Here is a 14,815-nt window from a genome sequence, read left to right as displayed (position 1 = left end):
CACACTGGCTTTTCTGCATGTTAGCGGCTTGTTAAATAAGTTAAGCACCCTAAAAATCTAGGATGCTTAACAAAAGAAACTTGTTGTCAACACAACAATATTGGAACTAAATTATCAACTTGCAGAAACTTTTAAATTACTGGGTTCTTTCAGATTACCTGTTAAAATTACACCTCGCTGATTAGCATGTAGATGACGCACAATTTTGTAAATTGCTTCTATTTGATCGGATGCGCCTGCTTTTTGGGCAAGTTTTTCTAGAGAAAGGGGAGCTGTTTCTTTTTGTAATACTGCTACTACTCGTGTTTGCAAGTCGAGAATGACCGCAGCAGCTTTTTTACCAGCTTCTACACCTGGTTGATGGTAAGCGTTGACGTTGATCAAGCTAGCATACAAGCCAACAGCACGTTCATACAAAGCAATTAAAGCCCCAACAGTCCGGGAATTAACTTGAGGAATTGTGACTGTAATCGAATCGCGATGATTTTCATACAGTGCTTGTCTGGTTCCTTGGAGAAAACCGCAAAGATAATCGCCTGATGTGACTCCAGGATCTATTTCTAGAGATGGGCTATTACGGTCTTCTAAAACTTCAATTAGGGTAGCAAAGAAATTGGGCACGCCTTCGCGTAACTGTTGCACATAAGCGTGTTGGTCTGTTGAACCTTTGTTGCCATAAACGGCGATGCCTTGATGAACAACGTTACCATCTAGGTCTTTTTCTTTACCCAAGGATTCCATCACCAGCTGTTGTAAATAGCGGCTAAATAAAAATAGGCTGTCCTTGTAAGGTAGGACGACCATATCTTTTTCACCTCGTCCGTTGCCAGCAAAGTACCAAGACAAGGCAAGCATCGCCGCTGGGTTATTTTTCACATCTGGTATGCGGGTAGCGTCATCCATTTCTTTTGCGCCTTCTAGCATGGCACGAACATCAATGCCTTGTAGTGCCGCTGGTACTAGCCCTACAGCAGACATTTCTGAGGTGCGTCCTCCCACCCAGTCATACATGGGAAATCTGGCTAGCCAACCTTCAGCTTTTGCCAGTTTATCTAAGTTGCTATCAACGCTGGTAATGGCTACTGCATATTGAGAAAACTCTAAATTTTGTCCAGCGTAGGCTTTTTTAACTTCTATCATGCCGTTACGAGGTTCTGGTGTTCCTCCAGATTTGGAGATTACCAGTACCAATGTGCTAGCAAGGCTATTTCGCAGATGAGTGAGGACGCGATCGATACCTGCGGGATCGCTATTATCGATAAAGTGAATTTTCAGAGGTGGAAAGTCAGGGGCGAGGGCTTCGGCGACAAATTGAGGGCCAAGGGCGGAACCGCCAATGCCAATGGAAATAATATCAGTGAAGCGGTTTGCTCTGGGAGGATGAATAGCACCTGTTTGGACTTTTTCGGCAAAGGCTTCGATTTGTTCCAAGGTTTGGACAATTTCTTGTGTAAGTTCTGGAGTTGGTGCTAAGTCAGGATTTCGTAGCCAATAGTGTCCAACCATGCGGTTTTCGTCAGGATTGGCGATCGCACCCTTTTCCAGTTCCGCCATATCAGCAAACGCCTTTTCAAACTTCGAGCGCAACGACTCCACAAAAGCGTCATCAAACCGCATCCGACTTACATCTAAGTACAGTCCTAATCCCTCGTGGAAATACAACCAGTCCTGGTATCGTTGCCAAAGTGCGCTAGCATCCATAGGGAAATCTCAAGTAAAGTGTTTTTCAAAAACCAGTTTAATTTATAGGTTACAGCGATCCCTGCCTAGCCTTATACAGTTTACAGTTTTAAGTGTTGAGTTAACTCCTTTGTTTAAACATCTGGCATAGGGATGACACGCAAAAATTTTATTATTTCACCCCTAATTTCTATACCTATTAAGTAATCATCTAAGGTAAAGCGGTGAAAAATGCCCTCATTGTCAAGTTGTCGCAGATCTGGCAAACTATGCATCTGCAACTTTTGGGCAAACTCAATAAACACAAAGTCATATACCCGCTCGTAGGCTGCGGATTCTAAATTTTTCAGGTCTAGCAAAAAAGACCTGGCATAGCGCACTTCCAAACTCACAGTCACTTACCTTACAAAAACATTAACAGTCGTAATGCTTCCTCATGGGTTAAAATGTCCCACGGTTGCTGCGATCGCTTGACTTGTTGTATGGCTTTTAGCGTATAAAAGTCACAATGTAATGCGTGAAGAACGCTCCAAACGCTTTGCAAATCTTCATCAACCAACTGCTCAACCAAGTGATGCATTCTAATTCGCAGCAAATTCATTATGAAAATTACCCATAACCAAACATCTACAATAGTGTTCCCAGAAAATGGGCAGGGATTGAGGGGGATGAGGGGGATGAGGGGACGCGGGAGATGAGGGAGATGAGGGGGACGCGGGGACGCGGAGAATGACAAATGAAAATTCCCCATTCCCCAGTCCCCAATCCCCAGTCCTCATTCCCCATTCCCCAGTCCCCAATCCCCAGTCCTCATTCCCCGTGGGCTGAGCGAAGTCGAAGTCCACTCCACATTCCTATAACAAAAACTAAATCATGACCGACTATCTCATTTTCTTAGCAATTTCTACGGCAACTTTTGCTTTGTTCAGTCTTGGACTCAATTTACAATGGGGCTTCACAGGGTTAATTAATTTTGGCCATGTGGCTTTTATGACCCTTGGAGCATACACAACTGTGTTGCTCAGCTTAAAGGGCGTTCCTGTGTTCATTTCAGCAGTGGCGGGAGCGTTTGTTGCAGCTTTATTAGGTTTGGTAATTGGTTTAGCAACTCTGCGTTTGCGGGAGGATTACCTAGCAATTGTGACTATTGGTGTTGGCGAATTGATTCGCTTGGTAGTAAATAATCAAGAGTTACCTGTGGGTGATACTTGGACATCTGGAGCTTTTGGTGTCCAAAGTTACCCAATACCTTTATTTACAGAACCAAATTTGGGGGTACGGTTTTTCATGATGGGGCTGCTGACATTGCTTGCAGCTATAGCTTGTTTCACATTATGGCGATGGGTTCGTACTGCCCAAATATCGTTAGCTAATGATTCTGACAGAAGAATAGTTAATAAACAAGAATACTTGTCACGTTTAATAGTAGGAATTTTGTTGGCACTATTGGTGGTAGCAATTTATATTTCTGGATTAATTGCACTATATAATTACAACCCAAAAGCAGGTTTGATGTTGTTGTCGCTTTTGGTATTAGCATTCGTGTTTTGGCGGTTGGAAATTTTAATCAGATCGCCTTGGGGTCGAGTTCTCAAAGCTATTCGTGAAGATGAGGAAATTCCCAGAGCAATGGGGAAAAATGTTTTTTGGTATAAACTACAATCTCTCATGTTAGGGGGTGCGATCGCAGGCGTTGCTGGTGCTTTCTTCGCTTGGCAACTCAGCGCTATTTATCCTGATAATTTTCAACCGCAGCTTACTTTTGACTCTTGGATTATGGTAATTTTAGGCGGCTCTGGAAATAATGTTGGGACAATTTTCGGCGCGGTGATTTACTTTGCTTACGATGCGATGACGCGAGAAGTATTACCGAAAATTCTTCCCTTTGATGAAGCGCGATTAAGTGCATTCCGCATCATGGTAATTGGTCTTATATTAATGATACTAATGATTTGGCGACCTCAAGGTATCTTAGGGAAAAAGGAGGAACTCACCCTTGGTAAATAACCATTCATCTCAATTTCCTCTGGAATCATCTCAAATTCCCCTACTAGCAGCTTCTGGACTTTGTAAAAGCTTTGGTGGTATCAAAGCAGTTAATGACGCAAACATTGAAGTTGCAAAAGGTAGCGTCACAGGTTTAATTGGCCCCAATGGTGCTGGTAAAACTACTTTGTTTAATCTACTTTCGAATTTCATTCGCCCTGATAAAGGAAGAGTGATTTTTGATGGCGAACCAATTCATCACCTGCAATCGTACCAAATTGCTCAGCAGGGGCTAGTACGTACCTTTCAGGTTGCTCGAACTCTCTCGCGGTTGTCGGTATTAGAAAATATGCTGCTGGCGGCGCAAAAACAAACGGGTGAAAACTTTTGGCAGGTGCAACTACAACAGCACATCGTCGCCAATGAAGAAAAGCAACTGCAAGAACAAGCGATGTTCCTGTTAGAATCAGTGGGTCTGGCAAAAAAAGCACACGACTACGCTGGTGGTTTGTCTGGTGGACAACGCAAGCTGCTAGAAATGGGACGGGCGCTAATGACAAATCCCAAGTTAATTTTGTTGGATGAACCAGCAGCAGGGGTTAATCCCAGACTAATTGATGATATATGCGATCGCATTGTTACTTGGAACCGTCAAGACAGCATGACATTTCTAATTATCGAACACAATATGGATGTGATTATGTCATTGTGCGACCGGGTTTGGGTGCTTGCTGAAGGGCAAAATCTGGCTGTAGGAACTCCAGCAGAAATTCAAAGCAACACCAAAGTTTTAGAAGCTTATTTAGGAAAATAGAGTGCGATTATTTTTCTCTTCCACACAGCAAGAAAGGATTTAAGAGGGAACAGAGAGCAGGTTTTCAAACCTGCCCAAATATTGGGTTCCAGAGGAACTAAATTTATGACAGTAGATTCATCTACCACTACAAAAATAGTTGTTAATAACGTTCCAAAATCTATGTTGAGCATGGGGTAAGTTTGAGTTGAATAGCTGGTAACTTTCATCTTCTTATTTCTGTTGCCTTTTTTCTAATTCGCATCAGGCGTAATTACAAATTACGAATTACGAATTACGAATTATCCCTCTCCTTCTATTGGGTGAACCATTTGGGTGAATTAAAAGTAATCGAATTGGGTGAGGTCTTTTGAGAGTCAACAACTTTACTGTGTAAGTGTCTCAAAACAATTAGCAAGGAGTAATAAAAATGACACTTATGACTCAAGAAATTAACGGTATAAACCCAATCGATAGACCCATATTACAAGAAGGTGCTACAGGTGAAGCAGTAAAAAAACTACAACAACTGCTAAATAGTTACGGCACTTACTCAGGTGATATCGATGGGGTATTTGGATTTGAAACTACAGGGGGTGTCATATTATTCCAGTATCGCTTTTTTTTGCAAGAAACTGGAATTGTGAACAGTAAGACTTGGCAAGTACTTTACAAGTGTTGCCCAGTAGATATGCCCATTCTTAACCGAGGTAGTCAAGGTAAGCTAGTTGTAGCTCTTCAACAGAGACTACGTATTGCTGGTAAATATACAGATGTATTTGATGGTAACTTTGGCCCAGTTACAGAAGCAGCGGTGAAATCTTTTCAACATCAGTATAATTTACCCGCTGATGGTATTGTACGCGATCGCACTTGGTTCGCTCTCAGCAATCTGAATGAGTTTAGCTGCTAGTCATAGCAATTCTATTCAAAAGCACTTGTTTCCAATTGAGGAAGATTTGGTTGAGGAGTCCTTAATAAATATGTATTAATACTAAGATTTATGTACTTTTAAATATAAGCTCAATCAATATTTTTGCGTCCGCTAGACTAGAAAAACTCATGTAACTGATTTTTTCTAGTCTTTTACTTTTAAAAGTTTAGTATAAAAAATTAAAGTGCGCTTTAATTAAGTTTTTTGAGATGTTTTAATTACGAATTACGAATTACGAATTACGAATTACGAATTACGAATTAGTATCGCCAGTATTTTTCACTCAGTAAATCATCGATTTCAGTGCTGAACATCCATGCATCGGGAAACTGGGATTGGGGATAATCTTCGCGTGTATCTGATAAAGCATTTTGCCAAATCTCAGAAAAATTTTGGTTCAAGTGATTTCTTAGACTAGGTGACTGCTTTAAGAGTCTTTGGATTCGTCTACGTTGTTCTCGAATTGTCAGTTCCCAACCACGATAATCGTTAGGAGATTCAACGTAAATTCGTTTAAGAACATGGCAAAGCAAAACTTCCAATCGACTTTCTAATTCTCGTTTATCGCGTCCTGCTAAGCCCTCAATCTCCTCCACCAAGCTGTCAATATCAATTTCATCAAACCGTCTTTCTTTAAGCTTGGCAACTGTATCATCAAACCAAGCAACAAGATCCTGCTTATAAAGTGTCTTTTGTGACTGGGTTTGAGTCATTGACTTGCTCCTTGAGCGTCTTTAAGTTTTATTTTAGCGGCACATGCATCTGGATTTTGGTTTACAATTGTCTACCTGACAACCCTAGTTGTAATAAAAAGATACAATTTATACATCGGTCACTTTCCGAAATGGCGATGACGAATACTGTATATATCTAGTATTGATTGATCAAATACTACTCCTTTACAAAGGAGAGCCTATGACATTGCAATCTGGACTAGATGCCTTAAAACAAGGACGTTATCAGGAAGCGATTGAAATTTTAGAGCAATTCTGTGGAAATTGTGTTGACCGCAATTCTCCAGACTATCTTTCAGCGCAGATGTGGCTAATGAAAGCTTATCAAAGTACAGGCGACATCGAAAAAGCCACAAGCTTGTGTCAAAAGTTAATGGTGAGTGAAAACCCACAAGTGCGGAGTTGGGCAGAACAAGCCCGTCAATCCTTACCCAAATCATCAGCAACCCAGTCTAGTAGCGCCATCCAAAAAACCGGACGTGCTGCGACTTTGGGGGTGAAATTAGCGATGGGGGGTGTAGGCGGGAGTTTGGCATTAGCTTCTGGCGTCACTATGACCTTGCTGTTTGGCATGGTGTTAGTTTTAGGTTTGAGCTTAGTATTGATTTTAGGTAGTGATGATCCACTCAATGGACTAGCGATCGCAATTGCCATTACCCTTATTTTCAATATTGCAGCCTTTTTTCTGTCTCCATTCCTCATGGACTTGACTCAAAGCTGGCTTTACCATACCCGTTGGGTAGAGTTGGCAGAAGTTGAAAGCCTCAGTCCAGAGACAGCTAGAATTATTCAGCAAGTCTGTCAGCAAAAAAATCTCAAAACACCAAGACTAGGAATTATTAACGACCAGAACCCCACGGCTTTTACTTATGGTTCATTACCTAACAGTGCCCGCCTAGTCGTTAGTCAAGGACTTTTTACTTATCTCGATGATGATGAAATTGCTACCGTCTATGCTCACGAATTAGGGCACATCGTCCATTGGGACTTTGCAGTCATGACAGTAGCCTCCACCTTAGTACAAATTTGCTACTTGGTTTACAGCACAGCTAGAAGATTAGGGCGTGGCGGCGGTAGCAGCAAAATCAAAGACGCCATGCAAAGTGCTGCTTTAGTTGCTTATATTTTTTATATTCTTGGTACATATTTACTACTCTATCTCTCCCGTACACGAGAGTATTTTGCAGACCACTTTGCAGCAGAAACTACAGGCAACCCCAATGGATTATCTCGCGCCTTAGTTAAGATTGCTTACGGCATTTTAGAAGAAGGTTCACGTGCCCAAGAGCCCAGTCGTCTGATTGAAGGGACTCGCGCCTTGGGTATCTATGACCCCAAAGCTGCTGCTTCCACAGGCACAGCTTACCGTATCGCCTCCGACCCTCAAAAAATCGGTCGCGTCTTTTTGTGGGATATGTTTAACCCTTGGGGTTGGTGGATGGAATTAAATTCCACTCACCCACTCACAGGCAAACGCGTCCGCGCCCTCAGCACCTATGCCGAACAGCTAGGTTTACCGACTGAGTTCGATATGGGGCGAGTTATTGGTGAAGGCAAAAATCTTAATAAGAGTAAGCTTTACGGTAGCTTCTTGTTAGATATCGTGTTGTACGGTGCCGAAACCATAGGTTTAATAGCTGGTTTATGCATGGGTGTGATGCTTTTTTCCAGTTCTCAAAACCCAGCTTTAACCATAAGTGCGCCATTAATTGGTTTAGGTTTAGGAATTCTCGTCAAAGCTCTGGTGATGTTCCCCAACTACAAGCAAGCACCAGCAACCGACATTCTCACCCTGATGTCAGACCCATACGCTAGTCCATTGCGCGGACAACCTGCAAAAATTGCAGGTCAATTAATTGGTCGTGGCGACGCAGGTTATCAATTTGGTTCCGATTTAAAAATTCAAGACCGTAGCGGTATGCTTTATTTGCACTACGCTTCACGCTTTGGCCCCTTGGGTAATTTCCTGTTTGGGATGAAACGAGTGCAAAACTTGATTGGTGAACAAGTTGGGGCTGTGGGTTGGTTCCGTCGTGGCGTTGCACCCTGGATGGATTTGATTCAACTCCAAAGTGAAAATGGCACCATCGTCAACAGTTACCATCGCTTTTGGTCATTCATGCTTGGCGGTGGATCGATTATCCTGGGAGTGGTCTTGATGATGTTTTTGAGCAGTAGATAGCTGAGTTTCTATCCTGCTGTCAAAGCATTTCTCATTCCATCCAAGCTTTATTTGCTCAGGAGGTAGTTAATAACTGCCTCCTTTTTTTGCTTATGAGTCGTGATGCGTAAAGCCCCCGGTTTCTAACCAGGGGAGTGTCAATGCTGTGCTTCTACAGGACGTTCATCTGGAACGAATTCTGCGGGAGTTGTGTCTAGTGCAATTATGATCCTAACTCACTAAATCAGGGAATACTTCTTGCACAGCAGGATGCACTAAACGATGGTTTTGTACATTTACCCCCTTGGCTAAGGCTGAGTTGGTTTCTAGTGCCTTAATTCCTAAATTTGCCAACTGGATGACATAAGGTAATGTACTGTTGTTGAGGGCTTGGGTTGCTGTCCAAGGTACTGCTCCTGGCATATTGGGAACGCCATAATGGACTACACCTTCTTCAAGGTACACCGGGTTCGTATGCGATGTGGGATGTAAAGTTTCTATACAACCGCCTTGGTCAACAGCAACATCAACTATTACAGAACCAGGATGCATTTGTTTGACCAATTCGCGAGATACTAGTATTGGTGTCCGACGTCCTGGCACTAAAACCCCACCAATTAATAGGTCGGCTTCTTGAACGGCGGCTTCGATATGGGCAGAATTACTGTAAAGTAACTCGACTCTAGAGCCAAACAGAGTTTCTAAGTAGGATAGACGTTCGACATTGACATCTAAAATTTGCACTATAGCACCCATGCCAACAGCAATTTTAGCCGCTTCTGTCCCGACAACACCGCCACCTAAAATCACTACTTTGCCTGGTTTGACTCCAGGGACACCGCCTAAAAGAACGCCTTTCCCACCTTGCTGGCGTTCTAGAAACCTCGCCCCAAATTGTACTGCTAGCCGACCAGCAATCACACTCATGGGAGTGAGGAGGGGGAGTTTGTTGGCACCAGGTTGTTCTACGGTTTCGTAAGCGATCGCACAAGTGCCACAATCAATCAAATGCTCGGTTAATTTGCGATCGGCTGCTAAATGCAGATAAGTAAACAAGATCTGTTCTTTCTGCAAAAATTGATATTCTGATACTAGTGGCTCTTTGACTTTTACCACTAGATCTCGATTCCAAACGGCTTCTGGTGGGATGACAATTTCTGCTCCGGCACTTTTGTAATCATCATCTGTGAATCCAGCACCAATACCTGCTTGCGTCTGCACGAAGATGGCATGACCATTTTCCCGCAGTACCCGCACGCTAGAAGGACTCAACCCTACTCGAAACTCTTGATCTTTAGTTTCCTTGGGAACGCCTATTTCCATTTACTGCCTCTGATATTTTTTTGTTTAACTTTAGCCTGCCAATTTCTAGCTTGCTACTTCCGTATTAGGGATAGCTAATCTCTGTCTTTTGAGTTGCAACTTTATCTGCACAACTCCACACTCTTGCCCTTGACTATTGCCCGAATATTCATACAATATATAAAGAATAATTACAAATTGTTAACAGAGCGTTTACACAGCTGCTTCATCAGAGAGCTTGAAACTAAATTTACTCAAGCTATCTGAGCAATCAAGCGCTGAAACCAGCTCGCAACCCACATATTAAGTCCCGTTTGCCGAAAAAGAGGTTTCTCGAACATGACACAACCACAACCAACAATCACGCCCAAACTAGAAGAGCCCAAGTTTGGCTTTAATGAATATGCTGAGCGCTTGAATGGTCGGGCAGCGATGATCGGCTTTATCTTGATGGTGTTGATTGAATACCTCACCAATCAAGGAGTACTATCATGGCTCGGTCTGAAGTAGTGCCATGTGAAAATATAGGTATATAAGTTGTAAACTAGTAGTCAGATGAGTTATGACCAGTTGGTTATTCCAGCTGGTTTTGACTTTAGCAATTGATTACAAACTGTATCGGGTGAGTTATTGTATTTGAATATTAAGCACAGTCAAAAGTGTAAATTTAAATCTAGGTCTGCAATTACTACATGCAAGAGGTAGATTACTACACTTTCTTTCCTCCTATAAGACTATTATAATATCGTATGCCTTCAATTAGAGGGACAAATCGTGATTATTATCGGTAAATTCTATAAAAGGTGAAGTAAAGCCAACCAAGCTGTGATGAACGCTGTATTACCTCGTTTTTTAAAGTCAGCCTACCGAAAAGAACCAGTCATCGCTGTATTGATGACGATGGGTGTTGTAGATGCCTTAATTGGTGGATTAGATGATAGCTGGTCGTTGTTTGCTTTTGGTTTGGGAACAGCGGGTATGACGCTAGCCTTTAAGTTGTGGCGTACCCAGCAACGTCGTCCCATACCTGAAGAACCTGTTGTACAACATTATTTACCATCTCGTTCTTCTAGTTCAGCTTTACCAATGCTGAGCGTTTCTAAGAAAAAACCTCACCAATAGATAGTGTTAGGGACTGCCAAATAAAAAAATATGCCATTGCTTTGGAGCAGGGGGAGGCAAAGTTGTAGCAAAGTCTAGAAAATTAGATAATTTATTTCTTGGAATTCCCTGAAAAAGTAAAAAGAGGATACCCATAAATAAATTTAAGGGTATCAAGTTTTTTATGAGTGCCCTGTTTGCTGAGTGCTGAGTTATAACTTTGTCAGGTTAACTTGCGTACTTATTTAGAAAGTGAGGACAGTAGTGAGGAGTAAGACAAAAGGAGGTGGCGTTTTTGTAATTCGCCCGTATATTATATTGGCATTGATGGCAGCTGTAGCCTTGCCAATCACGGTTTGCAAAGGTTTTAAGCACAATACTGCTCATGCTGCCAATGAAGTGGCACAAGACCCTCAAGCTACTAGAAATTTTACCAATCCTCAGCTAGTTTACTCACTCGCCGGACATGCAGGAACGATTAAATCATTAGCTTTTAGTCCAGATAGTCAAGTTCTAGTTAGTGGGGGTGCAGAAAGCGAAGGTGTAATTCGTTTATGGAATGTCCAACGTGGTAAAAGGTTGGGCAGTATTAATAAAGCACATAAATCAGCTGTAGAATCTTTAGTGATTTCACCAGATGGTCGAACATTGGTTAGCTGTAGTGATGACAACACAATTAACTTGTGGAATCTCAGAAATTATAAGTTTACCCGCTCATTTGTGGGACATACCAGTAATGTATTATCTTTAGCGGTGTCTCCTGATAGTAAAGTTCTCGTCAGCGGCGCTTTAGACGGGATTAGGTTATGGGATTTACTGCAACAACGTCCATTAGGAACTTTGGTACGCTTTGATAACTTAATTTATACACTTGCCATGAGTCCTGATGGCCAGATTCTGGCGAGTGGCGATAATAAAGGTGTAGTCAAGCTGTGGAACTTGAGTACTGGTAAGTTAATTCGTGGGTTTGTAGCTCATTCTTTTGCTGTGAGTGCTGTTGCTTTTACACCTGATGGGCAAACATTGGTTAGCGCTAGTCGCGATCGCACTGTTAAACTTTGGAATATCAACTCTGGAGATTTAGTCCGTACTTTCACAGAACACAACAATTGGGTAAATGCTATTGCCATCAACCCAGACGGACAAACCCTCGCTAGTGCCGGCAGAGATGGTATTAAAGTGTGGAATTTAACTACAGGTGAGTTACTATATACACTGGTTGGACATAGCGATTGGGTAAGTGCGATCGCTTTTAGTCCAGATGGTCAAACTTTGGCCAGTGGCGGATTTGACCGCAGAATTAATATTTGGGGAACTCCATTTCAACGTAATTAAATGACAAGTCTGCAACTGCACCTGATATTACTGCCGAACTGGGATAAAACCAGCTTGCTCAATTGCTTTTTGACCTTGGTCGGTCAGTAAAAGATTGGCATAAACTTGACCGGCTCGTTGTTCACGATTTTTGTTGTGCTTGATAATTACAAACAAGTTGCTGGTAATTGGATAGCTGCCGTTTTTGATGGCTTCGGTATTAACCTGGTTGCGTTGACGTGGACACTGTTCGGGTGATACTGATGGTTGGCGGTAGGGAGTAATGAATTGGTCAGAGGTGCGTCCCAATGGTAAAGCTCTGACGCTGCATTGCCCTACGACTGCACGAGCAGAGGTATAGTATATACCACCTGGGGTTTGGCTGACTTGGCGAACTGCATCTGTAGTAGAGTAAATGTAGTGGACATTCGAGCCAGGCGATCGCATATTCAAATTGCTACCATTAGAAAGTATGGCGATATCTGCATCTTCTGGTCGTTGGGAGAAAGGAGTAATGGACAAGTCTGGCCCTCCTACTTGTTTCCAGTTAGTAATCTCTCCCAAATAAATCTGTTGTAATTGCTTAACAGTTAAACCTGTTACTTTGAGCGATGGGTTGACTATTACCGCTATGCCATCAATGCCTACTGGACGTTGCTCAAGGGTGAATCCTCGCTCTCTGGCAGTGGCGCGTTCTGTATCTGTGACGGGACGAGAGGACTGAGCAAAGTCTAATTGTCCATCAAGTAACATACGAATGCCTGAGCTAGAACCAGGACTACCCCCAACGGGGTCTATGTAGCGAAATTGTAGTTCAGGACGGGCGCTTTGAATTTGAGAATCTACTAATTGCCGAATAGGTGCCCAAGCTGTACTACCACCATACTTAAATGAGTCATTCGGAACATCAATGACTGTCTTAAAGGTAGATTCTTCACCAGAAGTAGTATTTAAACTAACAGAGGAATACTCGGCATTGCTGCGAACCCATAAATTTGATTTTAGTAACCACCAAAGCAGTCCACCAATAACCACGATAGTCATCAGTTTGCCAATAATTAAACCTCTGAGGAATAGGGCAATATCTGCATTAATTACAGGCTTTTTTTTATCTGTATTAACGACAGGTTTTGTTTGATGTGTATTACTCATTTGCTTATGTTGTTTATATTATGAATTACACAGAAATTTATGGTTTTTAAAGTTCAGTTTTGATCAGTTTGTTGTGATGATTATAATTCGCTGTTCATTGACTCTTTTTAACGGGGTGGGGATAAATCTGGCTTTTGGTATTTTCTTCAATCGTGCAATTATTCTTGCAAACTTCTTTTTGATCTGATGATTTGTTTGTGGGAATATCCATTAATCTGTTGAATTTAGTAGGTTGGTCTGGCAATGATGTATTTGCATTGAGAAAAGCATAGAACAATACTAATATTACAAGGCTAGTAGTAACACCGAGACCCATCCCCAGTAGTAAAAAAAAGTTTCTAAAGAGTGGTAAAGATTTGTGATCTGCATTTTGATTTGGTTCAGCAATTGTTACCGAAGGTGGCAATTTGGTAGAAAGTAGCGCTTGTAAAGCTTCTGTGGCAGACTGATAACGTTGGCTATGGCGATCGCGCACCATTAAGTCAATAACATCTGCAAGGGCGTCGCTTACCTGTGCTTTGTGACGCCAAATAATTTCTTCTGTATCGGGATCTTCTTGCAGTTGATTAGGCTGTAAACCTGTTAGGGCTTGGATACCAATCATGCCTACTGCGTACACATCACTACAAAGTTTTGGTTTTCCCTTAGCCTGTTCGCTGGGCATATAGCCAGGAGTGCCGACAGCAATTGTAACATTCGCTCCCAAAGCACCAAGTTTTTTGATACTCCCAAAGTCAATAAGTACAACTTTGCCGTCAGAGTGTCGCCGCATGATATTTTGAGGTTTGATATCCCGGTGAATGATGTTGTGCTGGTGGACAAAAGCCAATACTTCTAGAATGTCTTTTAACAGATTAAAGACCGCATTTTCACTTAGAGACTTACCTACTATAATTTCCTGAGTTAAATCATAACCGTCTACAAATCTTTGAACTAAGTAAAAATCTCCATCTTCATCAAAATGAGCAAATAGTGTTGGAATTTGGTCGTGGTTGTTACCTAACTGATATAAAGCTTCTGCTTCACGAGTAAATAAGCTTTTGGCAATGGGCACAACAGCAGGATTAGAATCTTTTGGTTTAAAATGCTTAACGACACAATGAGGCTTTCCTGGTAAGTCCAGATCCACTGCTAAGTAGGTATCACCAGATCCGCCGCTGCCCAATACCTGAGTAATCTCAAAGCGATTCCGAAGTATCTTTTTAAGCAAAGGATACTGGTGTGTATTACGTGTCCTACATGACGAGGAGTAGGTGTTGTCACAATCTACACTCCCCAAGAGTTTAATGGTCTCAATTTTGCTTTGGGGCAGTTCCATACTTACGCTACTTGATCGATATTATTTGATGCTTACTTATGCATCATAGATTTTACTCGAGTTATTACATAAGTTTACCAAATAATCATGTTGAAGTAAACCTCAACATCAGTGCAAATAATGAAACTTTATGATAAAGCGCTACGTCTTTATATTATTGCTGGCAAGCGCTAGACAGTTATTTGATTGCTGAGTGCTGATTTTACGTAGTATATTTTAGATTGTATAAAACACTTTGGCAGTTTGTGTATATCAAAAGGGGCTGGTCTCACCATCACAGGTTATTTATAAGGATGGCTAGGCTGAAAACCCTTGAGGATGTGGCACGTCATAGTGCCAC

At 41.9% G+C, this 14,815-nt stretch carries 14 protein-coding genes; 7 read left to right on the top strand and 7 right to left on the bottom strand.

Annotated elements, in window-relative coordinates:
- Positions 1 to 114: 114 nt before the first annotated feature.
- The 3 genes from AC5JMF_RS00840 to AC5JMF_RS00830 all read right to left on the bottom strand — a co-directional run bounded on the left by AC5JMF_RS00840 (position 115) and on the right by AC5JMF_RS00830 (position 2,281).
- Positions 115 to 1,701, bottom strand: coding sequence for a glucose-6-phosphate isomerase (locus AC5JMF_RS00840; RefSeq protein WP_495793824.1), 1,587 nt, complete (start codon positions 1,699 to 1,701; stop codon positions 115 to 117).
- A 113-nt stretch (positions 1,702 to 1,814) separates the two neighbouring features.
- Complete coding sequence (locus AC5JMF_RS00835) at positions 1,815 to 2,072, bottom strand: cytotoxic translational repressor of toxin-antitoxin stability system (protein WP_495793823.1); 258 nt, start codon at positions 2,070 to 2,072, stop codon at positions 1,815 to 1,817.
- An 11-nt stretch (positions 2,073 to 2,083) separates the two neighbouring features.
- Entirely contained in the window at positions 2,084 to 2,281 is a 198-nt protein-coding gene (locus AC5JMF_RS00830; RefSeq protein WP_495793822.1) for a hypothetical protein, read from the bottom strand.
- A gap of 272 nt (positions 2,282 to 2,553) precedes the next feature.
- Between AC5JMF_RS00830 and AC5JMF_RS00825 the strand changes: the two genes are divergently transcribed.
- The 3 genes from AC5JMF_RS00825 to AC5JMF_RS00815 all read left to right on the top strand — a co-directional run bounded on the left by AC5JMF_RS00825 (position 2,554) and on the right by AC5JMF_RS00815 (position 5,372).
- Positions 2,554 to 3,687, top strand: a complete 1,134-nt coding sequence (locus AC5JMF_RS00825; protein WP_495793821.1) for a branched-chain amino acid ABC transporter permease — start codon at positions 2,554 to 2,556, stop codon at positions 3,685 to 3,687.
- Entirely contained in the window at positions 3,677 to 4,480 is an 804-nt protein-coding gene (locus AC5JMF_RS00820) for an ABC transporter ATP-binding protein (RefSeq protein WP_495793820.1), read from the top strand. Before AC5JMF_RS00825 ends, AC5JMF_RS00820 begins: the two co-directional genes overlap by 11 nt.
- Positions 4,481 to 4,889: 409 nt before the next feature.
- Positions 4,890 to 5,372: a peptidoglycan-binding domain-containing protein gene (locus AC5JMF_RS00815; protein ID WP_495793819.1), complete on the top strand. Its 483-nt coding sequence runs from the start codon at positions 4,890 to 4,892 to the stop codon at positions 5,370 to 5,372.
- 281 nt (positions 5,373 to 5,653) lie between these two features.
- On the opposite strand, the gene AC5JMF_RS00810 is transcribed toward AC5JMF_RS00815, so the two are convergent.
- Positions 5,654 to 6,106 carry a DUF29 domain-containing protein gene (locus AC5JMF_RS00810; RefSeq protein ID WP_495793818.1) on the bottom strand — a complete coding sequence of 151 codons (453 nt, stop codon included), beginning with the start codon at positions 6,104 to 6,106 and terminating at the stop codon, positions 5,654 to 5,656.
- A gap of 202 nt (positions 6,107 to 6,308) precedes the next feature.
- On the opposite strand from AC5JMF_RS00810, the gene AC5JMF_RS00805 reads away from it, so the two are divergent.
- A complete protein-coding gene (locus AC5JMF_RS00805) occupies positions 6,309 to 8,309 on the top strand; it encodes a M48 family metalloprotease (RefSeq protein WP_495793817.1) in 2,001 nt (666 codons plus the stop codon).
- Positions 8,310 to 8,519: 210 nt separating this feature from the next.
- Here the strand turns inward: AC5JMF_RS00805 and ald are convergent, their stop codons facing one another.
- The gene (gene ald, locus AC5JMF_RS00800) at positions 8,520 to 9,611 is read right to left on the bottom strand and encodes an alanine dehydrogenase (protein WP_495793816.1); all 1,092 of its coding nucleotides are present in this window, start codon (positions 9,609 to 9,611) and stop codon (positions 8,520 to 8,522) included.
- Positions 9,612 to 9,929: 318 nt separating this feature from the next.
- Between ald and AC5JMF_RS00795 the strand changes: the two genes are divergently transcribed.
- From AC5JMF_RS00795 to AC5JMF_RS00785, 3 genes are all read left to right on the top strand, one after another.
- Complete coding sequence (locus AC5JMF_RS00795; RefSeq protein ID WP_495793815.1) at positions 9,930 to 10,100, top strand: hypothetical protein; 171 nt, start codon at positions 9,930 to 9,932, stop codon at positions 10,098 to 10,100.
- Positions 10,101 to 10,418: 318 nt separating this feature from the next.
- Positions 10,419 to 10,712 (top strand): hypothetical protein, encoded by a 294-nt coding sequence (locus AC5JMF_RS00790; RefSeq protein WP_495793856.1) that lies wholly within the window; start codon positions 10,419 to 10,421, stop codon positions 10,710 to 10,712.
- Positions 10,713 to 10,955: 243 nt separating this feature from the next.
- The gene (locus AC5JMF_RS00785) at positions 10,956 to 12,026 is read left to right on the top strand and encodes a WD40 repeat domain-containing protein (protein ID WP_495793814.1); all 1,071 of its coding nucleotides are present in this window, start codon (positions 10,956 to 10,958) and stop codon (positions 12,024 to 12,026) included.
- A gap of 27 nt (positions 12,027 to 12,053) precedes the next feature.
- Here AC5JMF_RS00785 and AC5JMF_RS00780 read toward each other — a convergent pair whose 3' ends face one another.
- Both AC5JMF_RS00780 and AC5JMF_RS00775 read right to left on the bottom strand, forming a co-directional pair.
- Positions 12,054 to 13,157 carry a PstS family phosphate ABC transporter substrate-binding protein gene (locus tag AC5JMF_RS00780; RefSeq protein ID WP_495793813.1) on the bottom strand — a complete coding sequence of 368 codons (1,104 nt, stop codon included), beginning with the start codon at positions 13,155 to 13,157 and terminating at the stop codon, positions 12,054 to 12,056.
- A 94-nt stretch (positions 13,158 to 13,251) separates the two neighbouring features.
- Positions 13,252 to 14,367 (bottom strand): protein kinase domain-containing protein, encoded by a 1,116-nt coding sequence (locus AC5JMF_RS00775; RefSeq protein WP_495793812.1) that lies wholly within the window; start codon positions 14,365 to 14,367, stop codon positions 13,252 to 13,254.
- Positions 14,368 to 14,815 lie beyond the last annotated feature (448 nt).

This window comes from Desmonostoc vinosum (assembly GCF_059505385.1).
Note: the sequence above shows the minus strand (reverse complement) of the source record. Positions and strands in the feature narration are given on the sequence as shown.